This is a genomic window from Alitiscatomonas aceti (assembly GCF_025567195.1).
In the GTDB taxonomy this organism is placed as follows: domain Bacteria; phylum Bacillota; class Clostridia; order Lachnospirales; family Lachnospiraceae; genus Alitiscatomonas; species Alitiscatomonas aceti.
Window position 1 is genome coordinate 94,024 of sequence record NZ_JAOQJF010000007.1, and the last position, 23,560, is coordinate 117,583.

The following is a 23,560-nucleotide window of genomic DNA, read 5'->3' on the forward strand; positions in this document are numbered from 1 at the left end:
TTCCTCCTCTCTGCTCTTAGTCGATTACTTTGCCGGTTGCCTTTGCAACACGAACTTTTTTGCCATCTTTTACTTCAAAGCCAACTCTTGTAGCTTTTCCGTCTACGAGCAGCATAACGTTGGAGATGTCAATGGCAGCTTCCTGATGAACGATACCGCCGGTCTGGTTTGTCTGGCTCGGTTTGGTGTGCTTTGTCACCATGTTGCAGCCCTCAACCAGAACTGTGTTCTTCTTTGTATCTACATCAAGAACCTTACCGGTCTTGTCTTTATCTTTACCAGCGATAATTTTTACCATATCGTCTTTTCTGATCTTATGCATTACCTGGCACCTCCTTATAATACTTCCGGAGCCAGAGATACGATCTTCATGAACTGCTTCTCACGAAGTTCTCTTGCAACCGGCCCAAAGATACGGGTTCCTCTGGGAGTCTTGTCATCCTTGATGATAACTGCTGCGTTCTCATCGAACTTGATATAGGAACCGTCTTTACGGCGGGCACCTTTCACTGTACGTACAACAACGGCCTTAACTACATCGCCTTTCTTTACAACGCCGCCTGGTGTTGCATCTTTAACGGAAGCTACGATGATATCGCCGATATTCGCATATCTTCTTGTAGAGCCGCCCATAACACGGATGCAGAGAAGTTCTCTGGCTCCAGTATTATCAGCAACTTTTAATCTGCTTTCCTGCTGAATCATGCCTGATACTCCTTCCTCGAATCACTACCGACTATCTTGCCTTTTCGATGATCTCAACAAGTCTCCATCTCTTATCCTTGGATAACGGTCTTGTCTCCATCACTTTAACTGTATCGCCGATACCACACTCATTCTTCTCATCATGAGCTTTTAATTTATATGTCTTCTTAACGATCTTACCGATCAACGGATGTTTTACGTGGTCTTCAATAGCAACAACGATCGTCTTATCCATTTTGTTGCTAACTACCTTACCAGTACGTGTTTTTCTAAGATTTCTTTCCACGACGGATAGTCTCCTTTCAAATTTCGTTCAGTCACACGCATCGGCGTGTGTCACAATAGCGTCCTGTGATCTGTCTGGCAGAACGGCGCTGTTATGAATTAGTTAGCAACCCTTGCCTTCTCTGTGATAACAGTCTGAATTCTGGCGATGTTCTTGCGAACCTCTTTGATTCTGCTGGTGTTATCTAACTGATTGGTTGCGTTCTGGAATCTTAAGTTAAAGAGTTCCTTCTTTGCTGCAACTAATTCCTCGTTTAACTCTGCAGCTGTCTTCGCTTTTAATTCTTCTACATATTTATTAGTTTTCACTGTTATCACCGCCTTCTAAATCTGCTTTAGAAGCAATCTTACACTTGCAGGGAAGTTTGTGCATAGCAAGACGAAGAGCTTCCTTTGCTGTTTCTTCTGGAACGCCAGCGATCTCAAACATAACACGGCCTGGCTTAACAACTGCTACCCAGTATTCAAGAGCGCCCTTACCGGAACCCATACGAGTCTCAGCAGGCTTTGCTGTTACCGGCTTATCCGGGAAGATCTTGATCCATACTTTACCACCACGCTTGATGTAACGGGTCATGGCAACACGGGCTGCCTCGATCTGGTTGGACTTGATCCAGCACGGCTCAGTGGCGATCAGGCCATACTCACCGTTGGAGATTTTATTTCCTCTTAAAGCTTTACCGGCCATCGTTCCGCGGAACTGTTTGCGGCGCTTTACTCTCTTAGGCATTAACATTATTTATCGCTCCCTTCCTTATTTCCCTTAGTAGGAAGTACTTCGCCTTTGTAGATCCAAACCTTAACGCCAAGCTTGCCGTAGGTTGTGTCTGCCTCAGCGAAACCATAGTCAATATCTGCTCTTAATGTCTGAAGCGGGATTGTTCCCTCGCTGTAAAACTCTGTACGCGCGATATCAGCGCCGCCGAGACGTCCGCCTACGGCAGTCTTGATACCAAGAACGCCAGCCTTCATGGAACGGCCCATGGTGGACTTCATGGCACGACGGAAGGAAACACGGTTCTCTAACTGCTGTGCGATGGACTCAGCTACTAACTGGGCGTCGCGGTCCGGTCTCTTAACTTCCTTGATATCTACAAACAGCTTCTTGTCGGTCATCTTCTGGACTTCAGCTTTTAATTTCTCGATCTCAGCTCCGCCCTTACCGATCACAACGCCCGGTTTTGCTGTATGAACGATGATCTTGATTCTATCAGAAGCGCGCTCGATTTCGATCTTGGAAATGCCGGCGCTGTATAACCTCTTTTTCAGGTATGTTCTGATCTCGTGGTCCTCGATCAAGTTGTCAGCGAAATCAGCTTCAGCATACCATCTGGAATCCCAGTCTTTAATAACACCGACTCTCATGCCGTGTGGATTAACTTTCTGTCCCATAACTGCCTCCTATCTCTCATTGAGCACAATCGTGATATGGCTCATTCTCTTCTCGATCCTGTAAGCTCTGCCCTGTGCTCTCGGTTTTACTCTCTTCATGGTCGGTCCCTTGTTTGCGTAGCACTCCTCCACATACAGGTTCTCGGCACTCATACCGTTGTTATTTTCTGCGTTTGCGATAGCAGACTTTAATAATTTCTCAATTAAGCTGGACGCATATCTGGGATTGTAAGTTACAATACCAAGTGCAGTCTGAACATCTTTGCCTCTGATGGCATCTAATACGAAACAAGCCTTCTGAACAGATACTCTTGCATAAGACAGCTTTGCAGAGGGTCTTGTATCTTTATTTGCATTTCTTTCTCTCTTAATCTGACTTCTATGTCCCTTAGCCATTGATAAAACCTCCTTTCAAAGCGTCTTAGTTATTTACGACCGGACTTCTTCTCGTCTTTTCCGTGGCCTCTGTAAGTTCTTGTAGCAACGAACTCACCGAGCTTGTGGCCTACCATATCCTCTGTTACGTATACCGGTACATGCTTTCTTCCATCATGTACTGCGATTGTATGACCAACCATCTGCGGGAAGATCGTAGAACGGCGGGACCAGGTTTTGATAACCTGTTTCTGTCCTGCCTCGTTCATAGCGTCTACCTTTTTCAGTAAGCTAGCATCAGCAAATGGTCCTTTTTTAAGTGAACGAGCCATCGTTTTACCTCCTATCGATTACGCCTTACCGTTTCTTCTTCTTACGATCAGTTTGTTAGACTGTTTGTTTTTCTTTCTTGTCTTAAGACCAAGAGCAGGCTTGCCCCACGGTGTGCACGGACCCGGACGACCGATACCTGTCTTACCTTCACCACCACCATGCGGATGGTCGTTGGGGTTCATAACAGAACCGCGGACGGTCGGGCGGATACCCATGTGGCGTTTTCTGCCAGCCTTACCGATCTTAACCAGGTTGTGGTCGCCGTTGCCTACAACGCCGATGGTTGCGCGGCATGCGATCGGAACCATTCTCATTTCACCGGAGGGTAAACGAAGAGTTGCGTATTTTCCTTCTTTTGCCATTAACTGAGCTGCGTTACCAGCGGAACGTACTAACTGGCCGCCTTTGCCAGGCTGTAATTCAATGTTGTGTACCTGGGCACCAACCGGGATCATGGATAACGGTAAGCAGTTGCCGATCTTTGCCTCTGCCTTCTCACCGCTCATAACCTTCATTCCATCGGTTAAGCCCTCAGGTGCAAGGATATATGCTTTCTCGCCGTCTGCATAGCAGATCAGGGCGATGTTTGCGCTTCTGTTGGGATCGTACTCGATTCCGATCACAGTTGCCGGGATCCCATCTTTGGAATTTCTCTTAAAATCAACAATTCTGTATTTTCTTCTATTTCCGCCGCCGTGGTGTCTAACAGTGATCTTACCCTGGTTGTTACGGCCTGCGTTCTTCTTTAAGGAAACAAGAAGTGCCTTCTCCGGAGATTTTTTAGTGATCTCAGAGAAATCGGAACCAGTCATGTTTCTTCTGGAAGGTGTATATGGGTTATAGGTTTTGATTCCCATTATTTGCTCCTTTCAACGCCCTCTGGCGTTTCTTGTTTTTCATGTCGCGACTTTTCTGTCGCATAGGGTGCGGGCATTCACTAAGCCGCTTTCAGCTTATAATCCCTGGAAGATCTCGATCTCCTTGCTGTCAGCGGTCAGCTTTACGATGGCTTTCTTTGTCTTTGCAGTCTTGCCAACGATCATGCCGCGTCTCTTATTCTTACCGTCGAGGTTCTGGGTGTTTACGGAAGCAACCTTTGTGCCCGGGAACATCTTCTCAACAGCCTCTTTGATCATAGTCTTATTTGCTTCCGGATGAACCAGGAACGTATATTTCTTCTCGCTCATAGCGTTCATGCTCTTCTCAGTTACAACCGGTTTGAGGATTACGTCGTAATACTGTACATTTGCCATTATGCGTACACCTCCTCGATAGAAGCTACTGCAGCCTTGGTGGCTACTACTGTGTTGTATTTCAGAATGTCATACACGCTCAGTGTATTAACAAGGGAAGTTCTTACTTCCGGGATGTTTCTTGCGGAAAGAACTACGTTCTGATCGTTCTCTGCAAGTACAACCAGTGCCTTGGATACGTTTAAGTTGTTCATTACGTTCTTGAAGTTCTTTGTCTTGATCTCCTCGAACTTTAACTCGTCAACTACAACGAACTTGTTGTCGTTTACTCTGCTTGTTAAAGCGGACTTAAGAGCAGCTCTCTTCTCCTTCTTGTTGAGACGGATGGAGTAATCTCTCGGTGTCGGTGCGAATACTACGCCGCCGCCTGTCCACTGCGGTGCTCTTGTGGAACCCTGTCTTGCATGGCCGGTTCCTTTCTGTCTCCACGGTTTTCTTCCGCCGCCGGAAACTTCGGAACGTGTTTTAGCCTTCTGTGTTCCCTGACGTTTATTTGCAAGCTGTGCTACAACGGCAAGGTGTACGAGATGCTCGTTCACTTCAACGCCGAATACGGCATCGTTTAATTCCATTGTGCCAACTTCTTTGCCTTCCATATTGTATACGGATACGTTTGCCATTTCTATGTTTCCTCCTTTCCTGTAAAAGCTTACCTAGAAACTTTTACTGTTTCCTTCAGTGTTACTAAGGATTTCTTCGGGCCCGGTACTGCGCCCTTAACCAGAATCAGATTCTGCTCTGCATCAACTCTTACAACTTCCAGGTTCTGGGTTGTGATTCTCTTATGACCCATGTGACCCGGCATGCCTTTGCCCTTGAATACGCGGCCCGGAGTTGTTGCGGAACCATTGGAACCCTGATGACGGTGGAACTTGGAACCGTGAGCCATGGGTCCTCTGTGCTGTCCTAATCTCTTAATAGCACCCTGGAAACCTTTACCTTTGGAGATCGCTGTTGCGTCAACCTTGTCGCCCTCTGCGAAGATATCGGCTTTGAATTCGTCCTTTACATTGTACTCTTCTGCATTCTCAAAGCGGAACTCTCTCACATATCTCTTGTAAGATACGCCAGCCTTGTCAAAATGGCCTTTTACCGGCTTGTTCACAAGCTTCTCTCTCTTGTCAACAAAACCAACCTGTACAGCTTTGTAGCCGTCGTTTTCTTCTGTCTTAACCTGTGTTACTACACACGGTCCAGCCTGAAGAACAGTTACCGGAACAAGAACGCCTTCGTTATTGAAGATCTGTGTCATTCCGACTTTTGTAGCTAAAATCGCTTTCTTCATTTCTTTACCTCCTGTTACTAATCTACAGCGGAACACAGGACCTTTCGTCCCGCGTTCATCCTAGAGCAGCCCAACATAGGTGGAACACTATGACACCGTTTTTTCGGTGATGTTGATTCCCTTTCAGGAAAGTGTTGCTTTTATATCAGAACCATTCTGGATTAACATGTTCATTCCCCGGACAGCTTTTTCCACGCTGCCTTCCAGGGACCGCCCGCTTAAGCTCTCTGCTTTCCGGGCTCCAGGAAAAACAAATCTTATTTGTTTTTCATCTTAATGTCGATAAACACGCCTGCCGGCATTTCCAGTCTGGACAGAGCGTCCACTGTCTTCTGGCTCGGGCTTGTGATATCGATGAGTCTCTTATGAGTTCTCTGCTCGAACTGCTCTCTGGAATCTTTGTACTTATGAACAGCCCTTAAGATCGTTACAACCTCTTTCTTGGTCGGCAGCGGAACCGGTCCACTCACCTTAGATCCTGTCTTTTTTACTGTCTCGATGATTTTTCCAGCGGACTGATCAACCAGCTGATGGTCGTACGCCTTTAATGTGATTCTCATAACCTGACTTGCCATAAAAAAAGTCGCCTCCTTTTCGCACTTTTAACGAAGTACGACAAGCGGTGACTGTACACGGTCTCGTGTGTATCATCCGATCCACACGTTGTTACTGCCCCTTACCAAGAGCAGCTGTTAATTTGGTACAGTGACTTGTCGCCAGTTTCCTAACTTGACATTCGCTCCACGGAAAACCTGCCATTTACAGGCAGCAACCTCACGCTTCTTAGCTATCATGCCACAGCTCAGACAGCATAACATAAAATCTTTTAAAATGCAAGCACTTTTCCGCAATTTTTACAATCTGTGCATATCCTGTTTTTCTGTGCCTATATAATAGGAAGAAATCCACATAAAAAAGCGGAGACCGCTGCTGGAAGAGGGGATAAACCCTCCTTTTGCAGCGATCTCCGCACTCTCTTTATCTGCCCGGATACTCCGTTTCCATCGGCAGTATACCTGCCTGTTTTCCTTACTGCCCCTCTTCGGCAGTTCCTTCCTCTGCGCCGTCCTCAGCCTCCAGCGCCGCTGCGGATTCCTCCACGCGCTTTTCCGCTTCCTCCAGCCCGTTGACAGCCACGTCCATGGCTGCCTTTAGCTGGTTGTCCTGGTCCCTGGGGATCTCGATCATGCTCTCCAGCCCCTCGTCCAGCTCCACCAGAAGATCCGGCTCAATGCCCACCTCATGGATGCATTCGCCGGAGGGAACGTAATAGTACGCCGTTGTGAGCTTTAAAGCACTGCCGTCGGGCAGATCAAAGATTCCCTGGGCAATGCCCTTTCCGAAGGTCTTTGTGCCCACCACAGTGGCCCAGCCGTTGTCCTTCAGCGCTCCTGTGAGTACCTCCGACGCGCTGGCGCTCTCTCCGTTGACCAGAAGGATGATGGGAACGTCCACCTGATGGCCGTCCTCCGTGATCTTTACGCTGTCGTCCACTCCTTTTCCTTTAAAGCTCACGATGGTCTTTCCATCGGGGAGCAGATAGTCCGCAATATCCGTAGACGCCGTCACCACGCCGCCACCGTTGTTCCGCAGATCGACGATGAGGCTCTTCGCCCCCTTGCCCAACAGGGAGTCTGCGGCCGTTTTAAACTGGTCGCCGGTGACCTCCTCAAAGGCAGAGATGGAAATGTATCCCACATTATCCTCCAGCAGGTCATACTCCACCGTGGGGTTCTCCACGATCTCCCGGGTCATGGTCAGATCCAGGCTGTCCTCGATGGACTCCCGGAACACAGTGACCGTCACCTCTGTTCCCTCTTCGCCCTTAATGTGGTCGCTGACCAGGATGCTCAGATCCATTCCCGCCGCATCCACATCGCCTACGCCGGTGATCACATCCCCCGGACGCATGCCTGCCTTATCTGCCGGAGAATCCTTGAACACCCGGATCACCGTGATGATCCCTGTATTCACATTCTGGCTCACCTGGACGCCGATGCCGCAGTATTCGCCGTTGCTGCTTTCCTGGACACTCTCATATTCCTCTGCCGTATAGTAAGTGGAATAGGGGTCCTGAAGGGAATATACATAGCCCGTATAGATCCAGTCCTCCGGGTTTTCCCGCTCCTCGTCCTCATCGAACAGATAATACTGGTCAATGAGCTGCTGCATATAGCCCAGCTTTGGAGCCAGCCTTCCCATATCCAGGCCGTATTCTCCCTCCGGCTCCGGAAGGACCGCCTGGCGGGTCTCCTGGGTCTGCCTGCCCATGATCCAGATTCCGGCTGCCATTCCCACCGCCGCCAGCACCACGAAGGCTGTTACCAGGGAACCGGCTAAGGCCCCCTTCCAGAACCGGCTCCGGCCCTCCCGGCCGTTTTCCTTCCGGTCCTCTTTCTCCTTTTCCAGGCCTTCGTTCCTGCCGTTATCCTGGTTTTCTTCTTCCAGTTTTTTTTCTTCCAGGTTTGTTTCTGTCATAGCAATTTTGTCCTTTCCTGTTTTACGCCCCCGGTCACGGGCTCACATACTGGCTGGGATTCACATATGTACCGTTTACCCGGATCCCGAAGTGCAGATGCGGCCCTGTGGAATATCCCGTAGAACCCACCTTGGCAATGGTCTGCCCCTTCTTCACCTGATCGCCCACAGATGCCAGCAGCTTGGAGGCATGCATATAGACCGTATAAACTCCGCCTCCGTGGTTGATCATCACATAATTCCCAGCCGAATAGCTGTACGTGGACACCACCACCTCTCCGTCTGCCGCTGCCACGATCCCCGAGCCTGTGGAGGCGCCGATGTCGATGCCCTTGTGGTTGGAGGAAGCTCCCTCCGTCGGTGAGGACCGGCCGCCAAACCCCGAGGTGATCCGCCCGCTGGACGGACAGGGCCATGTGAAGCTAATGTCCCCAAGATTCTTCGTTTTATACGTCTTTCCAGCCGCCTCAGCCTTTTTCCTGGCCTCTTCCTCTTTCCGCCGCATCTCCGCCTCGATGGCTTTGATGGAGTCCTCCTGGGCCTTGATATCCTTTTCATACTCGGAAAGCTGGCCCTCAGCTGCGCTTATCTGGCTCTCATACTTCTTAAGCTCTGACTGCTTGGCGGAAAGGAGCTGCTCCACCGACGCATGCTTGGCCTCCGTCTGCTCCTGAAGCCCCAGAAGCTCCCCATGCTCCGCCTCCAGCTCTGCCTCCTTGGCCTGGATCTGCTCCTTGGTGGCCACGTATTCGTCCAGCTTCTGCCGGTCATAAGCCGAGATCTTTCCAATATATTCCGCCTTATTTAAAAGCTCCGACAGGGAATCGGATTCCATGAGAAGATCCACATAAGAGCTGTCTCCCTTCTCATACATATATTTTATCCGCAGCTTCATGGATTCATACTGGTCTTTTTCCACCTGCTTTGCATCCTCCAGCTCCGCCTTTGTGGTCTCGATCTGGCCCTCCTTGACCTCAATATCCTTCCCCAGCCTGGAAAGCTCGTCGCTGATGGCCTCCAGATTGGCGTCCAGCTTCTTTACATAGGCCGCCGCGTCGCTCTTTAACCCTTCCAGGCTCTTTATGGCAGCTTCCGTCTTCTTTTTTTCCTCTTCCAGACTGCTCTTTTTCTTTTTCGCATCGTCCAGGCTTCCCGTGGCCCAGGCCGGGATCGCCAGACACAGACTTAAGACAGCCGCCAGTCCGGCCACCGCCGCTTTTCCTGTTTTTTTCACCTTGCCGCGCCTCCTATACCTTTAAATGCCGCCGGATGGTCAGAAAACTCACCACAAGGCCCAGACCTCCGCCCAGCGCCAGGGAAATGGCCGCCATGGACGGATAGATCTCCTCGATCGGGAGAAACTGGATGATCCCAGACAGGATCTGGAACCGGCCCACCACATACGTCACCGTCTGACGGTATCCGAAATACATGGCTCCCAGGGGGATGGCGGCTCCCAGGAGTCCCAGGATCGTTCCCTCCACCACAAAGGGAGCCCGGATCATGAAATTGGTGGCCCCGATGAGGCGCATGATCTTATTCTCATTTTTCCTCATTCCGGCCGCCACAGAGATGGTGTTGCTGATCAGGAATACCGCCACCGCCAGAAGCATCAGGATGATCGCTCCAAACAGCAGGGCCAGGACCTTATTGAAGCTGGAAAGCCCCGCCGCTGCGCTGTTGGAATAGTTGACCTTCCGGACGCCGGAAAGCCCCTCCAGATACTTAACCACCGGCTCCTGGTCATTGATGTCATAAAGATATATTTCATAGGAAGCCGAGCCAGTCAGAGGATTATCGTCAGAAAAGCCCTCCGCCAGATCGCTGTTCTCCCCAAAGTATTCCTTTTTAAAGCTCTCCCATGCCTCCTCCGCAGAGGTAAACTTCATATCCTTTATGATCGGCCCCTGGGCCTTCCGGATCTCATCCCCGATGGCGTGGATCTCATCCTCTGGCAGCGACTCGTCAAAAAACACCGTGATCCCCATGGTGGACTCAGCCGTGACCACCATATACTGGACGTTGGTGATGATCGAATAAAATACACAGAATAAAAAAATACATGCAGAAATGATCGCGGCTGACGCCAGGGAAAACCAGATATTTCTGCATATATTCACAAGGCCCTGCTTCAGGCAGAACCAGAACGTGCTAATCCTCATACCAGTACCCGCTTTCTTTCTCATCACCCACCACGATACCTCGCTGGATGGTGATCACCCGTTTTCTCATCATATTTACGATCTCGCTGCTGTGGGTCACCACCACTACTGTGGTCCCCTGACGGTTGATCTCCTCCAGAAGGCCCATGATCTCCATGGCGTTATGGGGGTCCAGGTTTCCCGTAGGCTCGTCGGCCAGAAGGATAGCCGGCCGGTTGATGAGGGCCCTGGCAATGGCCACCCGCTGCTGCTCGCCGCCGGAAAGCTGGTGCGGAAAAGATTTATATTTTGATGAAAGGCCCACCATCCTCAGCATCTCCGGCACCGATTCCCGGATCTTCCTTCCTGAAACGCCGATGACTCTCTGGGCAAAGGCCACATTCTCATAGACGTTCCGGTCCTTTAACAGACGGAAATCCTGGAATACCACGCCCAGCTGTCTCCGGTACTTGGGGACATAGCGGCGGGGCATCCGTCCCAGGTCCATGTCATTCACGACAACACGGCCGGAAGTGGGTTCCACCTCTTTCAGAAGGATTCTGAGCAGGGTTGACTTTCCGGAACCACTCCGGCCTGTAATAAAGACAAACTCCCCATCGTCGATGGTAAGGCTTACGTCCTTAAGAGCGCGGCTGCTCTTTTCGTAGGTCTTTGTCAGCTTTGAAATTTCTATCATATTAGTAATCCAGATTCTCCATATACTTCATGTATTTCACCACCATCAGTGCGATCTTAAAGGTAATGGCGTCCTCAAATACACGAAGATCCAGCCCTGTACTCTTCTGAAGCTTATCCAGACGGTATACCAGAGTATTTCTGTGGATGTAAAGCTGTCTGGAGGTCTCCGAAACGTTCAGGCTGTTTTCAAAGAACTTATTGATGGTCGTCAAGGTCTCCTCGTCGAATTCATCCGGGTTCTTCCCATCGAAGATCTCCTTGATGAACATCCGGCACAGGGGAAGCGGAAGCTGGTAGATCAGGCGTCCGATACCCAGGTTGGAATATGCCACCACATTCTTTCCGCTGTAAAAGATCTTTCCCACATCCAGGGCCATCTTGGCCTCCTTATAAGAGCGGGAAACGTCCTTGATCTCGTTGACAATGGTACCGAAGGCAATATGCACCTTGGACATGGCCTCTGTATTCAGCATATCCAGGATCGTATTGGCCGTCTTTTCCAGATCCCCATACGTCTCTCCAGGCTTTACCTCGCGCACAAGGATAATGTTTTTTTCATCCACAGCCGTGATAAAGTCCTTGGTCTTTGCAGAAAACAGGCTTCTTACGGTCTCCAGGGCGTTGACGTCCTTCTCATTTTTCGTTTCAATGAGGAACACCACGCGCTTTACGTTTGTCTCGATATGGAGCTTTTTGGCCCGGTTATAAATATCCACCAGAAGCAGGTTATCCAGCAGAAGGTTTTTAATAAAGTTGTCCTTGTCAAACCGCTCTTTATAGGCCACCAGCAGATTCTGGATCTGGAACGCCGCCAGCTTTCCCACCATGTAAACATCGTCGCTGCCTCCCTTTGCAAGGAGGATGTATTCCAGCTGGTGCTCGTCAAATACCTTAAAAAACTGATAGCCGGAAATCACCTGACTGTCTGCCGGAGAATCTGCAAAGGCAAGGATAGAGCTCTCATACTCTTCTGCCTGCTCAAACGTGGATGCCAGAACTTTTCCTTCCACGTCGCAGACGCAGAGGTCGATCCTGGTAATTTCTTTCAGTCCGTCAATGTTCGACTGCAAGATCTGATTTGAAATCATAACGTTCTCTCCTTTTCACAATATAGACATTCATACAGATTCTATTTTAATGCAAAATCACAAAAAAGGAAAGAAAAATTTTGTGTTTTTCCACAAAAAAACAATCCGGCACCACAACCGGCACCGGATTGTTGGGAAATCATCCCTTTACAGAATGTTTTTTTCCGTATCCTTATCAAACAGATAGATCTTTTCAGCGTCCACAAAGAGGTATATCTTTTCATTTTCCCGAAAATCTGTTCTTCCCTCTGCCTGGCAGATGCCGTCGGCGTCCTCAGCCTGGAAGCGGAGCATGGTCCCGTCTCCAGTCATGCTCTGGAATCTGGCGGAGAAATGGCCGTCCTGGCCGTCCTCTGAGGCCCGGGACAGGCAGACATCCTCAGCCCGTACCCCTGTGATCACTTCTTTTCCCACATAACCATTGTTTTCCAGGACTGCGCCCACAGCCTCCGGAACCAGCATACGGCCGCTGGCTCCCTGAAGCCCGATCCTGCCGCCTTCAGAAAATACCTTCATAAGAAAGAAGTTCATGGGCGACCGGCCTACGACTCCGCCCACAAAGCAGTTTGCCGGATGGGCCGCCAGTTCCTCCGGCGTACCGTCCTGGCAGATGGAGCCCTCATTCATGACTACCATTCTGGTTCCCAGGGCCAGTGCCGTTTCCTGGTTGTCGGTCACATAGATCACCGTCATATCCATTTTTTTATGGATATCCTTAAATTCCTTCCTCATCACCTTCTGGAGGCTCTTCTCCAGATCTGCAATGGTACTGTCCAGAAGAAGGATCCCCGGACGGCGCATCATGGCACGTCCCAGAAGTGCCCGGTATGTCTCCTCCCCGGTCAGCTCCTCAGGCTTTTTATCCAGAATATCAGAAAGCTTCAGATACCCGGAGATCTCCCGGATCCTCCTGTCGATCTCCTCCTGGGCCATCTTCCCCATACGAAGCGCAAAGGAAAGGTTATCTTCCACCGTCATGCCCGGATACAGCACACTGTTTTTAAACAGCATGGCAATATTCCTGTCCTTGGGATCCGCGTCCGTCATATCCTTTCCATCAATGAAAAGGGAACCGGAGCTGATCTCATCCAGTCCGCCGATCATCCGCAGAAGCGCGGATTTTCCGCACCCGGCAGGCCCCACAAGGATAAGGAACTCCCTGTCCCTGATCTCCAGAGAAAAATCCTTCACCGACTGCTGTCCCCCAGGATAAATCTTATTCACGTTTTTTAATACTAATCCCGACATGCTTCCTCCCCATTGTAAAACTCAAAAAAACAAAATACCCGCCGGCATCCGTGACAACACAATGCCTGGCGGGTATACCTCTGTTCCCTATGGTACACAAAACAGAAGTGTTTTTCCATATTGTAATTTACCAAAATATCGTGATAAATTCCATGACTTTTGCATATGGGGCCTGGGAGCCGCGGAAAAAGCATCCGTTTTCCCCAAAAAACAAAGCTCTTTTCGTCCTGTTTTAGCAAAAATAACGGTTTTATTTTACAGCGATGGCTTCCATCTCCAGCAGAACACCCTTGGGAAGCTTTGCAACCTCCACGCAGGAGCGGGCCGGGCAGTCCTTCTCAAAATATTTGGAATAAATTCCGTTGATGGTTGCAAAATCGTCCATGCTCTGGATGAATACGGTTGTTTTTACAACGTTCTCCATGGAGGTGCCTGCTGCTTCCAGAAGGTTCTTCATATTCTTCATTACCTGCTCTGCCTGGCCTTCGATCCCTTCGGCAACCTCGCCAGTGGCCGGGTTTACCGGAATCTGGCCGGAAGCGAATACAAAGCCGTTGGCCTCAATGGCCTGGGAATAAGGACCGATTGCTGCTGGTGCGTTTGTTGTGCTGATCACTTTCTTCATTTTGTTTCCTCCAATACTCTGATACTTTTTTCTGTTATCTCTATCTTACCCTCTTTTAAAAGATGGCCGACAGCGCGTTTAAAGGCGTTCTTGCTGAGCTTAAATTCCCTGGCGATCACTTCCGGGTCTGCCTTATCGTTAAAGGGCAGCACTCCGTCAAATTCCCCGATCACCTTTAATACAAGCTCTGCATCCTCAAAAATCTGGTTATAGGCCTTTTCCCTGGCGCTCAGATCCAGCTTTCCATCCCCGCGCACCTTTGTCACACGGCAATGGACCTCCTGGCCCACCTTAAAGCCTCCGAACAGCTCCCGCCTGGGGATCATCCCGTGGTAGATCCCGTCCACGGCCACAAAGGCTCCCAGCTCCGGGTTGATCTCAAATACAAAGCCGTTTATATCGTCTCCCGTTTTATAGGGAGCGTCGCTCCTTAAATACGAATATACCTTCATGGTAGCCGCCAGACGCTTACTTTTATCCACATAAAGGGCCACCAGACATTTTTCTCCCTTTTTCACTGCATGGGTCTGCTCCTTAAAGGGCAGAAGAAGATCCTTTTCCAGCCCCATGTCCAGGAATGCGCCGATCTTTGATGTTTCCTTCACCTCCAGCACTGCCGTCTCTCCCAGGGAGATCTTCGGTCTTGTGGTGGTGGCAATGATCCGGTCCTCCGAATCCTTATATAAAAACACTTCCAGGGGATCGCCGGTCTTTGCGCCCTCGGGCACCTGCTTTTTCGGCAGCAAAACGCCCTTTTCAGCTCCCCCGGCGCTCTTTCCAGGTTCCCCCAGATACACTCCGAAATCCTTTTCCTTTACGATCTCCAGTGTCTGCATTCTTCCAAGTTCCAGCATGTCCTTCGTCCTCTCTTTTTTCTAAACACCCTCCGGCGTTACCTTCAGTTCCACATTGGCAAAGATGCTTCCGTCTCCGCCGCAGACAGATACCACGTATCCATCCTCTCCGGCCGCCCGCATGAGGACCGCCGTATCTCCCAGCACCGCCGCCTTTTTATACTCGGCGCGGATCTCCGTGATCTCCCTGCCGTCGGCTTCCTCCGGGAGGGCCTCCACCGCCATATCCACGTACTGGGCATTGTTGACATGGTGGTTAGTGTCGATCTGGTGCTTCATGATCACCAGCCGCCCCGCCTCCTCCATGTGCTCCGGAAGACGGATCTTTCTGGGAGCATAGTCCATAGAAAGCTTCGGTTCCTCATCCCCGTAGGCATCCACATCCTCCCGCGTCACGCGGACCGGTTTTCCGGCTTCCGTATCCAGAAGGAACCAGCAGGAATTGGCCTTTACCAGGTATTCCCCGGTCCCGTCCATCAGCGTAAAATTCCGCAGGCCGTAGATCCCCTTGATCTCATAGGGCCAGGTGCAGACGGTGATCTCCTCGCCCAGAGCCGGTCTCCTTAAGATCTGGATCTGCCAGGATGACAGAAGCCACGCACGATTTTTTTCTTCCAGATAAGCAAGCCCCACTCCGCAGTCCTCCGACTGGAAGGTGGAGCAGTCCTGCATATAATTCATGATCCCCATCAGGGACAGCCTTGCGTCCACGCCGGTCTCACTGTACCGGACACGGCTCTTAAACTGGTACATGTTCTTCCCGCCTCACTTAAATCCTCCGGGCAGCCCCGGCGCTCGTTTCCATTCTAACCCATTTTTCCCTTCCAGGCAATAGGCTCTGTATCAAAAAAGCGTCTAAACATTGGATCCCCAACATCTAAACGCTTTCCAGCTGGGCTACAAGGATTCGAACCTTGAAATGACGGAGTCAGAGTCCGTTGCCTTACCATTTGGCGATAGCCCATTATTCACGATCTGTCTCTTACAGTTTTTCAACTGCGAGTTATATTATACCCACACTTTTTAAGAATGTCAAGTATTTTTTCCAGACTGCGGGACTTTTTCCTGTTTTCTGGAAAAAGCCCCGCCCTTTAAGCCTCCGGCTTCCAAATCCCGGATCTTATATTCTCATCTACTGTACCGGCGCCGGAACCACGATCTCCTCGGTCACCGGGCACTTATACGTTCTTCCGTTCATCTGCTTCTTAAACTCTTCCTTCGCCTCGTCCACCAGCTTGGGATCATCCACCAGCTTCATGGCTGTGGCTGCCATGACCTTTGCGCCATAGAGCATGCCCTTCATTCCGATGCTCATACCGGCGCAGGCAGTGATCTGCCAGCTATGGCCCGGGGCCGCCAGGTTGCAGGTAGCCGTCATCACCTGTACACAGGGAACGATATGCTGTACGTCTCCCACATCGGTGGAGCCGTAGCCGTTCTCATTCAGCACAGGAGATACCTTAGTATCCAGAGGACCATCCTCCAGAGCGCCTGAGGCTTTTACCTTCTCATACTGCTGGCTCTTTTCATTGAGGATCTTTGCAAATGCCAGCTCCTCCTCTGTCCAGTGGGGTCTTTCCACCTCTTCCATCACATCGTGGGTCAGGTTGGTGAGCATCACCGGATTTAATGTATTGTAGCAGCCGCCCAGGTATTCTACCTCCAGCTCAGTCTCTGTCATATGGGCTGCGCCTTCCGCCACCTTCACCAGACGTCTGTATGTATCCTCCACGGCCTCACGGCTTAATGCGCGGACATAATACCATACACTGGCCTTATCGGGAACGATATTGGGCGCTGTGCCGCCTTCCTTGATCACATAGTGGATACGGACATCGCTGGTCACATGCTCCCGCAGATAGTTGGCTCCCACACTGGTCAGCTCCACGGCATCCAGTGCAGACCGGCCGTTGTGGGGATCTCCTCCAGCATGGGCCGTGATCCCATTAAAGTGGAAAATGGCGCTGTTCAGTCCAGTCATGGTCCCCAGAGTCACATGGTTATTGGTGGAGCCGTGCCAGGAAAACGCTGCATCCAGCTCTGTGAACGCTCCTCCTCTTGCCATAAACGCCTTTCCGGTGAGGACCTCCTCTGCCGGACAGCCATAAAATACCACTGTACCCTCTTTGCCGGTGGCCTCCAGCTCTGCCTTCATTCCAAGAGCAGCGCCCAGGCAGGCAACACCTAAAAGGTTATGGCCGCAGCCCTGTCCCGCAGCACCCGGAGTTACCGGTTCCTTTTCTGTGCTGACCTTCTGGCTCAGGCCGGGAAGCGCGTCATACTCGCCCAGGAAACCGATCACCGGATGACCTTTTCCCCATACGGCGCGGATGGCTGTGGGCATTCCCACATACCCTGTCTCCACCTCAAATCCGGCGTTGCGGAGGACTTCTGCTGTCCATTCACATGCCTTCACTTCATTAAACGCAGTCTCGGGATTTTCCCAGATCTTTTTAGCCAGATCGGTAAGGACCTTTTCATTCTGATCAACGGCTCTGGTAGCAATGGTGTCAATCATAATATTCTCTCCTTTTTCTGGGCGCCGCAGGCTCACACACCGCAAGAGACGCCTGTTATTGATTCCAACGGACTCACCCCTTCATTTTAACCTGGAGAACAAAAAATGTCAATCACCTTGCACAATAAAATCTTTTATTTACTATGTATTCATGTGCACTTTCACGGTTCTTTCCAATGTTTTTGGAATGCCAGCGGACATTCCATCTCCTTTGAAAGATGTTTTCTTTTTCCTGTCCTCTGGGCCCTGGAGAGGAAAGTCCTGGATCTTGCCCAAACGGGCCAGTTAAAATGGAGTAAACGGTCTGGATTTTTAGTGATTTTTGGGCACTACGGAAAAATCCATATTTGCGCCCCCACGCTTTGAAGTTCTCTGCATCCAGGAACAAAAAAAGAGACGAAAAACCATTGTAAACTCAATGTTTCTCGTCTCTATTCCAGCTGGGCTACAAGGATTCGAACCTTGAAATGACGGAGTCAGAGTCCGTTGCCTTACCATTTGGCGATAGCCCATCGCATCAACGTGGACTATTATAGCGCGGCTTTCTGTTTTCGTCAAGTGGTATTTTCGATTTTTTTCAAAAACATTTTTTCACAAAAAATGTCCGTTTTCCGAAACGCTCCGGCGTACATCAGCCTGCCGGAACCACATCCTCTAAGATCCCCGGCCCTACGGTATGGGGCTCCGTGGCTGGAGGCGTTTCCGGCGGCCTGGACGGCTCTGTTTCCGGAGCCGGAGTCTCCTCCGGCGTCGGGCTCACCGGAGTAAGAGTGCCCGGTGCGGCTGTGGACGGCTCCGGTGCAGCCATTTCTGCAGCCGGCGCTGAGGTCTCTGGTGCGGCAGTCGTCTCCGGCTCTGCGGTGGTCTCTGGTGCCGCAGGAGATGTCTCAGGCGGCGCTGTGGTTTCCGGCTCCGTCGGTCCTGTGACAGGCTCAGACGGTTCCCGGTTTTCTGACTCTGCTTCCGCCTCAGATGCCTCACCGTTTTCCGGCTCTGCCGAAGATGCCTCTTCTCCCTGGGACGCTCCGCCGCCTTCTTCTGGGCGGAGTTCTTCTCCCTGCGGCTCCTTTACCGTCTCCTCCGAATGATCTCCCCCTTCAGAATTCCCGGAACCGCGGTTTCCCGGCACTCTGCCAGTCCCATCCTTCCCAGGATCCGTTCCGTTCTCCTCTTCTCCGGAGCCTCCGTCCGTCTCTGTCCCGGACTCACCGTCCGCCGGTTCCCCGGATTCCATCCCGGCGGGCCTGTCCTCCTTTACCTGATAAAGCTTTCCCGCCGTGGCCACCAGAAACGAGGTCTGATAATTTTTCTTCTCCATTTCCCGGGACAGGGCCCCCATGTCCATCTGGCACAGCCGGCCGCAGTCCGACTCCCGGACCCGAACGTTCCGCTCCAGAAGATCCTGGACCATGGCTGCCTTACCCACAGAGCAGCCGTTTTCCCTGACCAGCTCCAGGACCTCCGGCTCCTCTGAAATACTTCCAACATATACGGTCCCCTTGGCCTGGCGGGTCGTCAGAAATAATTCTGCGGCAACGGCGATCTCCTCCGCCATCCGTTCTGTATCCACCCGCACTGCCCCCTCTATGGGGCGCACCGTAAACAAGGCCGCTTCCTGGTCCCCCAGCATCTGTGCCCCATGAAGCTCCTCCAGAAGACGTTCACAGCACTCCCGCAGGGAAAGGCCCGCCATGGAGTCCGGATTCCCGTTTTTCCGGATCACTCCTCCCTTCCGGTTCAGGACCAGCTCCCTGCTGTCCTTCCCGTCCACGGTCAAAAGCATTGCCGGCTTCCGGTTCTGCATAAGAAACACAGTCCCCAGGATACAGGATGCTGCCAGGCAGATCCCCAGGGCCAGACCGGCCCATAAAAGCCACCGCCTCACGGCCTCCACCGACAGCTCGCCGTCCATATTGAGGCCGGCTTCTCTCCGGTCCTTCCTTCCGCTTCCCGCCTCTATGGTCTCCGTTTTCTCTCCCCGGTCCGCCAAAGCCTCTGCAGGCTCCAGCTTTTCCAGCCGCTCTTTCTCTTCCATCCTATGCCTCCCCGTCATATTCCACCTGCATGAGGAACAGGCCCTCCGGCGGAGCCGTCGCTCCGGCCGCCTCCCGGTTCCTGGCCTCAAGGACAGCCTTCATCTCCTCCGGCCTTCGTTTTCCCAGGCCCACCTCCAGGAGCGTTCCAGTAAGGATCCGCACCATATTATACAAAAAACCATTTCCTGTATAGGTAAACACCACTTTCGTTCCGTCTGTATGGATCCCGATCTGGTCCATCCGGCGGACCGTGCTCTTTTTCATTCTCTTATTGGAACAGAAGCTTTTAAAATCATGCTCTCCCAGAAGATATCCCGCCGCCTTTTCCATGGCCGGGATATCCAGTTCACGCCCCAGTCCGTATACGTATTTTCTCTCAAATACACACTTCCTATCCGCTGTTTCCACGTAATACGCATACGTTTTCCTTACAGCGGAAAGACGGCTGTGGAACCGCTCCGGTGCCTCCTTCGCATCTATGACCCGTATATCCTCCGGCAGATACCGGTTCATATACTCCATGGCCGCTGCTGCCGACGGACAGAACTTCTCCTCAATATGGAAATTGGCCGTCTGCCCCCTGGCATGGACCCCTGCATCGGTCCGTCCGGAGCCATGGACCTCCACTTCCTGTCCGGTCCATTTAAAAAGCACTGCCTCCAGCTTTCCCTGGATCGCATTGTCTGTATTCCCCTGTTTCTGCCAGCCGTCGTATCTGGAGCCGTCGTATTCCAGCATCAGCCTGATGTTCTTTTTCATGATCGTTTCCCTTCTGGTCCTGCCAGGTATCATCTTATTGTATCAATTTTCCATTCAAATTGGAATACCTGGAACCAAATATTCCGCCTGCCAATATGATATCATAAGTGATCTTCTGTAAATATGGTATAAAAATGGGCGATCTTTCTTCACTTTTTCTTTTTACGGCCGCTCTCTGCGCCGATTCCTTTGCCGTCAGCTTTGTCTGCGGAACGGGAAAAATAAAGATCCCCAGGAGCTCTGCATGGATCCTGGCCTTCTGTCCGGCAGCGGTGCTGGCCGCGGCCTCTGCCCTGGGAACCGTCCTCCGGCCTCTGCTCCCGGAAGAGCTTCCCGTTTTTTTAAGCGCCAGCCTCCTTATGCTCCTGGGATTTTCCCGTTTTACAGCCAGCCCGGACTCTGCCTCCGTACCTGGAAAAGGCAGTACAAAACAGCTCTCTGCCTCCGGCTCCTTTTTTCTGGCCATGGGGCTTTCCTCTGACAACGGAGCAGCAGGCCTGGGAGCCGGACTGGCCGGGGCCTCTCTGGCTGTCCTTTTCTTCCTTTCCCTGATTCTCAGCTTCACCTCCGTCCGCCTGGGAGCCGGACTGGGCAGGAAAAGCGCACTGGCCCTGGAAAACAGCCGCCAGCTCCCGGGATCCCGGCGTTCTCTGGATCTGTCCAGGACCGGAGGGCTGATCCTGATCCTTCTGGGGATCCTGAAGCTCTTATGATCCGGACCGTCCTTTCTCTGCCGTCCCCCGCGCTCCAGAGATCCGGCTGAGCCCCGCCAGAAGCTCATGGGCCGCCAGGGGGGCAGCTGCCAGAAACAGCAGCTCCCTCCATTCCGTTCCGGACAGGGCTGCCGTCTGGAACAAGGCCACCAGACGGCTGTTTTCCGTCACCAGCACCTGGAGGAGCACTCCCAGGGCCGCTGCTGCCAGCATCAGCCGGTTTTCCAGATGATTCATCCGGAACACCGACCGCCCCACGTCCCGCATCCCCACAGCATGAAAAAGCTGGGAAAGGCCCAGGACCGTAAAGGCATACGTCTGGCTCCGGGCCAGCACCGCCGGATCTCCAAGGACCAGGGACAGGCTTTCTGCCGTGATCCTTTTTCCCTCCGCCGCCAGGATCCCCACCGGCAGCCGCAGAAAGGCCGTAAGGCTGATCACTGCTATAAGGAATCCATAAAACAGCGTGCACGCCATCCCTCCCCTGGAAAACAGGCTCTCATCCTTTCCCCTGGGAGGCTCCTCCATCAGGGCGGGTCCGTCGTTTTTATCCGTTCCAAGGGCCAGGGCCGGCAGGGAATCGGTGATCAGGTTGATCCACAGGATATGACTGGCCTTTAGCGGCGACGGCAGGGAAAGGGCAATGGCCGTGAACATGGTCATGATCTCGCCGAAATTGGAGGACAGGAGAAAGATCACTGCCTTCTTTATATTCTCATAGACGCCTCTTCCCTCCTCAATGGCCTTCTCGATGGTAGCAAAATTGTCGTCTGTGAGCACCATATCCGCCGCCTGCTTTGCCACATCTGTTCCGGTCTGCCCCATGGCGATCCCCACATCGGCTGCCTTTAAGGAGGGCGCGTCATTGACTCCGTCGCCGGTCATGGCCACGATGCTTCCATTCTCCTTCAGCGCCCGGACGATCCGCACCTTATGGTCCGGGGAGACCCGGGAAAAGACCGCCGCCGTTTCTGCCCGTTCCTTAAGGGCCGCGTCGTCCATCCGGTCCAGCTCCGCCCCGCTGATGCACTGGGTCCCATCCTCTGCGATCCCCAGCCGCCTGGCAATGGCCAGGGCTGTGTCCCTGTGGTCCCCTGTGATCATCACCGTCCGCACATGGGCTCTCTTAAACATGGCCACCGCATGGGCGGCCTCCGGACGCGGAGGATCTGCCATGGCTGCCAGGCCCAGAAAGACCATGTCCTCCTCCTTCCTTCCGTCCCCATCACTCCTGGCCGCTCCCAGCACCCGGAGCCCCTGGCTGGAAAGCCATGAGATCCGGTCCTGGAGCCTTCTTCTGCTGCTGCCGGTCAGAGGCCGTTCACCGCCTCCAGACAGATACCGGCTGCACCGTTCCAGGATCACGTCCGGGGCTCCCTTCGTATAGGAAACAGTTCCTGTCTCTGTCCGGTGTACGGTGGTCATCCGCTTCCGCTCCGGATCAAAGGCCCGCTCTGCCGTCCTGGGGAGCTGCCGCTCCAGCTCTCCCTTTGTCCATGGTCCCTCCTTCTCTGCATATTCCAGAAAGGCCAGCTCCCCGGGATCACCGATCCTTCCCTTTTTATTAAGCTCTGCGTCATTGCACAGGACAAAGGCCCTGAGAAGCTCCGCCTGGCACGGAGCCATGGCCCCCTTCCCGCGGCCCGGCCGTCTCCTCCTGCCGCTTCCGCCTTCATCCAGGAGCTCTCCCGCGTCCAGGACCTCTTCCACAGTCATCCGGTTCATGGTCAGCGTCCCTGTCTTATCGGAGCAGACCACGCTCACCGCCCCCAGAGTCTCCACCGACGGCAGCCGCCGCACGATGGTATGGACCCGGGCCATCCGTGACACGGACAGGGCCAGCACGATGGTCACCACCGCCGGAAGCCCCTCGGGCACCGCCGCCACTGCCAGGGAAATGGCCGTAATGAGCATCTCTCCCACATCCCGCTTCTGCCAGACGGCAAGACCGAAAAGGGCCGCACAGAGGGCCACTGCCAGAATGCTCAGAGCGCCTCCCAGATCCCCCAGCCGTTTCTGTAAGGGTGTGGCCTCCATGGGGGCCTCCCGGATCAGACGGGCGATCCTGCCGATCTCCGTGTCCATGCCGGTGGCCGTCACCATGCCCAGCCCCCTTCCAGCCGTCACATTGGAGGACATATAGGCCATGTTTTTCCTGTCTCCCACCGGAAGGCCGGCGGCCGCAGAAAAACCGGCGTCCTTGTGGACCGGCGCCGCCTCTCCCGTCAAGGCCGATTCCTCTGCCCGCAGACTTTCCGTCCATAAAAGCCTAAGATCCGCCGGCACCTGCCTCCCGGCGTCCAGCACCACTAGATCCCCAGGCACCAGCTCTGCCGCGTCGATCTCCTGGTCTGTCTGATCCCGGCGCACCACTGCTTTCAGACGGGTCATTTTTTTCAAGGCATCCAGGGCCCTTTTGGCCTTCCCCTCCTGGATCATCCCCACAGCCCCGTTTAAGGCCGCCACCGCCGCAATGATACAGGCGTCCCCGATCTCTCCCAGGAACACGGAAATGACTCCGGCCGCCGCCAGCACATAGATCAGAGGATCCATGAACTGGGACAGGAGACAGGAAAAAAAGCCGGGCTGCTCCGGTTCCTGCAGCCGGTTGGGTCCATACTGCTCCAGCCGTTTTCTGGCTTCCTCCGCCGAAAGACCTCCCGGATCCGTGGAATGAAGGAGCCGCCCGGTCTCCTCTGTGGTCTTTGTTTCAAAGGCCTCTGCCATAAAAAATCCCCTCCCGTCCTCATCTCTGCTTTTGCAGTGTATGAAA

27 protein-coding genes and 2 tRNA genes are annotated in these 23,560 nt (G+C 52.6%); 1 reads left to right on the forward strand and 28 read right to left on the reverse strand.

Translation table 11 applies throughout. The features are described from left to right. Positions 1 to 16: 16 nt before the first annotated feature. The 27 genes from rplX to truA all read right to left on the reverse strand — a co-directional run bounded on the left by rplX (position 17) and on the right by truA (position 20,074). A complete protein-coding gene (gene rplX, locus OCV69_RS05265; RefSeq protein WP_022272676.1) occupies positions 17 to 322 on the reverse strand; it encodes a 50S ribosomal protein L24 in 306 nt (101 codons plus the stop codon). Between the two features lie 14 nt (positions 323 to 336). Beyond that, positions 337 to 705, reverse strand: a complete 369-nt coding sequence (gene rplN / locus OCV69_RS05270) for a 50S ribosomal protein L14 (protein WP_022272677.1) — start codon at positions 703 to 705, stop codon at positions 337 to 339. 31 nt (positions 706 to 736) lie between these two features. Further along, positions 737 to 991: a 30S ribosomal protein S17 gene (gene rpsQ / locus OCV69_RS05275; protein ID WP_022272678.1), complete on the reverse strand. Its 255-nt coding sequence runs from the start codon at positions 989 to 991 to the stop codon at positions 737 to 739. 98 nt (positions 992 to 1,089) lie between these two features. Continuing rightward, positions 1,090 to 1,299 (reverse strand): 50S ribosomal protein L29, encoded by a 210-nt coding sequence (gene rpmC / locus OCV69_RS05280; protein WP_021905521.1) that lies wholly within the window; start codon positions 1,297 to 1,299, stop codon positions 1,090 to 1,092. After that, positions 1,289 to 1,726, reverse strand: coding sequence for a 50S ribosomal protein L16 (gene rplP, locus OCV69_RS05285; protein ID WP_022272679.1), 438 nt, complete (start codon positions 1,724 to 1,726; stop codon positions 1,289 to 1,291). Before rplP ends, rpmC begins: the two co-directional genes overlap by 11 nt. Next, positions 1,726 to 2,382: a 30S ribosomal protein S3 gene (gene rpsC, locus OCV69_RS05290; RefSeq protein WP_022272680.1), complete on the reverse strand. Its 657-nt coding sequence runs from the start codon at positions 2,380 to 2,382 to the stop codon at positions 1,726 to 1,728. The genes rplP and rpsC overlap by 1 nt, the downstream gene beginning before the upstream one ends. A 9-nt stretch (positions 2,383 to 2,391) precedes the next feature. Next, the gene (gene rplV, locus OCV69_RS05295) at positions 2,392 to 2,778 is read right to left on the reverse strand and encodes a 50S ribosomal protein L22 (RefSeq protein WP_022272681.1); all 387 of its coding nucleotides are present in this window, start codon (positions 2,776 to 2,778) and stop codon (positions 2,392 to 2,394) included. Positions 2,779 to 2,807: 29 nt separating this feature from the next. Continuing rightward, a complete protein-coding gene (rpsS, locus tag OCV69_RS05300; protein ID WP_015553840.1) occupies positions 2,808 to 3,089 on the reverse strand; it encodes a 30S ribosomal protein S19 in 282 nt (93 codons plus the stop codon). 18 nt (positions 3,090 to 3,107) lie between these two features. Then, the gene (rplB, locus tag OCV69_RS05305; RefSeq protein ID WP_158358098.1) at positions 3,108 to 3,947 is read right to left on the reverse strand and encodes a 50S ribosomal protein L2; all 840 of its coding nucleotides are present in this window, start codon (positions 3,945 to 3,947) and stop codon (positions 3,108 to 3,110) included. Positions 3,948 to 4,043: 96 nt separating this feature from the next. Then, positions 4,044 to 4,343, reverse strand: coding sequence for a 50S ribosomal protein L23 (gene rplW, locus OCV69_RS05310; protein WP_022272683.1), 300 nt, complete (start codon positions 4,341 to 4,343; stop codon positions 4,044 to 4,046). Continuing rightward, a complete protein-coding gene (rplD, locus tag OCV69_RS05315; RefSeq protein ID WP_022272684.1) occupies positions 4,343 to 4,963 on the reverse strand; it encodes a 50S ribosomal protein L4 in 621 nt (206 codons plus the stop codon). Before rplD ends, rplW begins: the two co-directional genes overlap by 1 nt. Positions 4,964 to 4,992: 29 nt before the next feature. After that, entirely contained in the window at positions 4,993 to 5,628 is a 636-nt protein-coding gene (gene rplC / locus OCV69_RS05320; protein ID WP_158358096.1) for a 50S ribosomal protein L3, read from the reverse strand. Between the two features lie 257 nt (positions 5,629 to 5,885). After that, on the reverse strand, positions 5,886 to 6,203 hold the full coding sequence (gene rpsJ, locus OCV69_RS05325; protein ID WP_022272686.1) for a 30S ribosomal protein S10: 318 nt from the start codon (positions 6,201 to 6,203) through the stop codon (positions 5,886 to 5,888). Positions 6,204 to 6,657: 454 nt separating this feature from the next. Next, on the reverse strand, positions 6,658 to 8,106 hold the full coding sequence (locus tag OCV69_RS05330) for a S41 family peptidase (protein WP_158358094.1): 1,449 nt from the start codon (positions 8,104 to 8,106) through the stop codon (positions 6,658 to 6,660). 34 nt (positions 8,107 to 8,140) lie between these two features. Next, a complete protein-coding gene (locus tag OCV69_RS05335) occupies positions 8,141 to 9,340 on the reverse strand; it encodes a murein hydrolase activator EnvC family protein (protein WP_158358092.1) in 1,200 nt (399 codons plus the stop codon). 13 nt (positions 9,341 to 9,353) lie between these two features. Further along, positions 9,354 to 10,268 (reverse strand): permease-like cell division protein FtsX, encoded by a 915-nt coding sequence (locus OCV69_RS05340; RefSeq protein ID WP_158358090.1) that lies wholly within the window; start codon positions 10,266 to 10,268, stop codon positions 9,354 to 9,356. Beyond that, positions 10,258 to 10,944 (reverse strand): cell division ATP-binding protein FtsE, encoded by a 687-nt coding sequence (gene ftsE, locus OCV69_RS05345; RefSeq protein WP_022272690.1) that lies wholly within the window; start codon positions 10,942 to 10,944, stop codon positions 10,258 to 10,260. Before ftsE ends, OCV69_RS05340 begins: the two co-directional genes overlap by 11 nt. 1 nt (position 10,945) lies before the next feature. Next, positions 10,946 to 12,034, reverse strand: coding sequence for a PucR family transcriptional regulator (locus OCV69_RS05350; RefSeq protein WP_158358088.1), 1,089 nt, complete (start codon positions 12,032 to 12,034; stop codon positions 10,946 to 10,948). A 147-nt stretch (positions 12,035 to 12,181) separates the two neighbouring features. Then, a complete protein-coding gene (locus OCV69_RS05355; protein ID WP_158358086.1) occupies positions 12,182 to 13,282 on the reverse strand; it encodes an ABC transporter ATP-binding protein in 1,101 nt (366 codons plus the stop codon). Between the two features lie 250 nt (positions 13,283 to 13,532). Beyond that, complete coding sequence (locus tag OCV69_RS05360; protein WP_022272693.1) at positions 13,533 to 13,907, reverse strand: RidA family protein; 375 nt, start codon at positions 13,905 to 13,907, stop codon at positions 13,533 to 13,535. Beyond that, positions 13,904 to 14,761 carry a CvfB family protein gene (locus OCV69_RS05365; protein ID WP_158358084.1) on the reverse strand — a complete coding sequence of 286 codons (858 nt, stop codon included), beginning with the start codon at positions 14,759 to 14,761 and terminating at the stop codon, positions 13,904 to 13,906. Before OCV69_RS05365 ends, OCV69_RS05360 begins: the two co-directional genes overlap by 4 nt. A gap of 21 nt (positions 14,762 to 14,782) precedes the next feature. Next, a complete protein-coding gene (locus OCV69_RS05370) occupies positions 14,783 to 15,514 on the reverse strand; it encodes an acyl-[acyl-carrier-protein] thioesterase (RefSeq protein ID WP_022272695.1) in 732 nt (243 codons plus the stop codon). 139 nt (positions 15,515 to 15,653) lie between these two features. Further along, positions 15,654 to 15,725 (reverse strand) — tRNA-Gln (locus OCV69_RS05375). Positions 15,726 to 15,893: 168 nt separating this feature from the next. Continuing rightward, positions 15,894 to 17,279: an amidohydrolase gene (locus tag OCV69_RS05380; protein WP_158358082.1), complete on the reverse strand. Its 1,386-nt coding sequence runs from the start codon at positions 17,277 to 17,279 to the stop codon at positions 15,894 to 15,896. A gap of 440 nt (positions 17,280 to 17,719) precedes the next feature. Next, positions 17,720 to 17,791 (reverse strand) — tRNA-Gln (locus tag OCV69_RS05385). A 119-nt stretch (positions 17,792 to 17,910) separates the two neighbouring features. Then, the gene (locus OCV69_RS05390) at positions 17,911 to 19,314 is read right to left on the reverse strand and encodes an ICP22 family protein (protein ID WP_158358080.1); all 1,404 of its coding nucleotides are present in this window, start codon (positions 19,312 to 19,314) and stop codon (positions 17,911 to 17,913) included. Between the two features lies 1 nt (position 19,315). Beyond that, entirely contained in the window at positions 19,316 to 20,074 is a 759-nt protein-coding gene (gene truA, locus OCV69_RS05395; protein WP_158358078.1) for a tRNA pseudouridine(38-40) synthase TruA, read from the reverse strand. A 134-nt stretch (positions 20,075 to 20,208) separates the two neighbouring features. Between truA and OCV69_RS05400 the strand changes: the two genes are divergently transcribed. Next, the gene (locus tag OCV69_RS05400; RefSeq protein WP_262563015.1) at positions 20,209 to 20,787 is read left to right on the forward strand and encodes an MntP/YtaF family protein; all 579 of its coding nucleotides are present in this window, start codon (positions 20,209 to 20,211) and stop codon (positions 20,785 to 20,787) included. On the opposite strand, the gene OCV69_RS05405 is transcribed toward OCV69_RS05400, so the two are convergent. Further along, positions 20,782 to 23,514, reverse strand: coding sequence for a cation-translocating P-type ATPase (locus OCV69_RS05405; RefSeq protein WP_158358074.1), 2,733 nt, complete (start codon positions 23,512 to 23,514; stop codon positions 20,782 to 20,784). The genes OCV69_RS05400 and OCV69_RS05405 overlap by 6 nt on opposite strands. Positions 23,515 to 23,560: the final 46 nt, after the last annotated feature.

Coding starts and splice junctions, on each gene's coding strand:
- rpsS (WP_015553840.1), bottom strand. CDS start 3,089: ATGGCTCGTTCACTTAAAAAAGGACCATTTGCTGATGCTAGCTTACTG.
- rpsC (WP_022272680.1), bottom strand. CDS start 2,382: ATGGGACAGAAAGTTAATCCACACGGCATGAGAGTCGGTGTTATTAAA.
- rplX (WP_022272676.1), bottom strand. CDS start 322: ATGCATAAGATCAGAAAAGACGATATGGTAAAAATTATCGCTGGTAAA.
- OCV69_RS05360 (WP_022272693.1), bottom strand. CDS start 13,907: ATGAAGAAAGTGATCAGCACAACAAACGCACCAGCAGCAATCGGTCCT.
- OCV69_RS05340 (WP_158358090.1), bottom strand. CDS start 10,268: ATGAGGATTAGCACGTTCTGGTTCTGCCTGAAGCAGGGCCTTGTGAAT.
- OCV69_RS05370 (WP_022272695.1), bottom strand. CDS start 15,514: ATGTACCAGTTTAAGAGCCGTGTCCGGTACAGTGAGACCGGCGTGGAC.
- OCV69_RS05330 (WP_158358094.1), bottom strand. CDS start 8,106: ATGACAGAAACAAACCTGGAAGAAAAAAAACTGGAAGAAGAAAACCAG.
- rplV (WP_022272681.1), bottom strand. CDS start 2,778: ATGGCTAAGGGACATAGAAGTCAGATTAAGAGAGAAAGAAATGCAAAT.
- OCV69_RS05400 (WP_262563015.1), top strand. CDS start 20,209: ATGGGCGATCTTTCTTCACTTTTTCTTTTTACGGCCGCTCTCTGCGCC.
- OCV69_RS05380 (WP_158358082.1), bottom strand. CDS start 17,279: ATGATTGACACCATTGCTACCAGAGCCGTTGATCAGAATGAAAAGGTC.
- rplB (WP_158358098.1), bottom strand. CDS start 3,947: ATGGGAATCAAAACCTATAACCCATATACACCTTCCAGAAGAAACATG.
- rplD (WP_022272684.1), bottom strand. CDS start 4,963: ATGGCAAACGTATCCGTATACAATATGGAAGGCAAAGAAGTTGGCACA.
- rplC (WP_158358096.1), bottom strand. CDS start 5,628: ATGAAGAAAGCGATTTTAGCTACAAAAGTCGGAATGACACAGATCTTC.
- rplP (WP_022272679.1), bottom strand. CDS start 1,726: ATGTTAATGCCTAAGAGAGTAAAGCGCCGCAAACAGTTCCGCGGAACG.
- OCV69_RS05405 (WP_158358074.1), bottom strand. CDS start 23,514: ATGGCAGAGGCCTTTGAAACAAAGACCACAGAGGAGACCGGGCGGCTC.
- rpsJ (WP_022272686.1), bottom strand. CDS start 6,203: ATGGCAAGTCAGGTTATGAGAATCACATTAAAGGCGTACGACCATCAG.
- OCV69_RS05365 (WP_158358084.1), bottom strand. CDS start 14,761: ATGCTGGAACTTGGAAGAATGCAGACACTGGAGATCGTAAAGGAAAAG.
- ftsE (WP_022272690.1), bottom strand. CDS start 10,944: ATGATAGAAATTTCAAAGCTGACAAAGACCTACGAAAAGAGCAGCCGC.
- rplW (WP_022272683.1), bottom strand. CDS start 4,343: ATGGCAAATGTACAGTATTACGACGTAATCCTCAAACCGGTTGTAACT.
- rplN (WP_022272677.1), bottom strand. CDS start 705: ATGATTCAGCAGGAAAGCAGATTAAAAGTTGCTGATAATACTGGAGCC.
- OCV69_RS05350 (WP_158358088.1), bottom strand. CDS start 12,034: ATGATTTCAAATCAGATCTTGCAGTCGAACATTGACGGACTGAAAGAA.
- OCV69_RS05355 (WP_158358086.1), bottom strand. CDS start 13,282: ATGTCGGGATTAGTATTAAAAAACGTGAATAAGATTTATCCTGGGGGA.
- OCV69_RS05390 (WP_158358080.1), bottom strand. CDS start 19,314: ATGGAAGAGAAAGAGCGGCTGGAAAAGCTGGAGCCTGCAGAGGCTTTG.
- truA (WP_158358078.1), bottom strand. CDS start 20,074: ATGAAAAAGAACATCAGGCTGATGCTGGAATACGACGGCTCCAGATAC.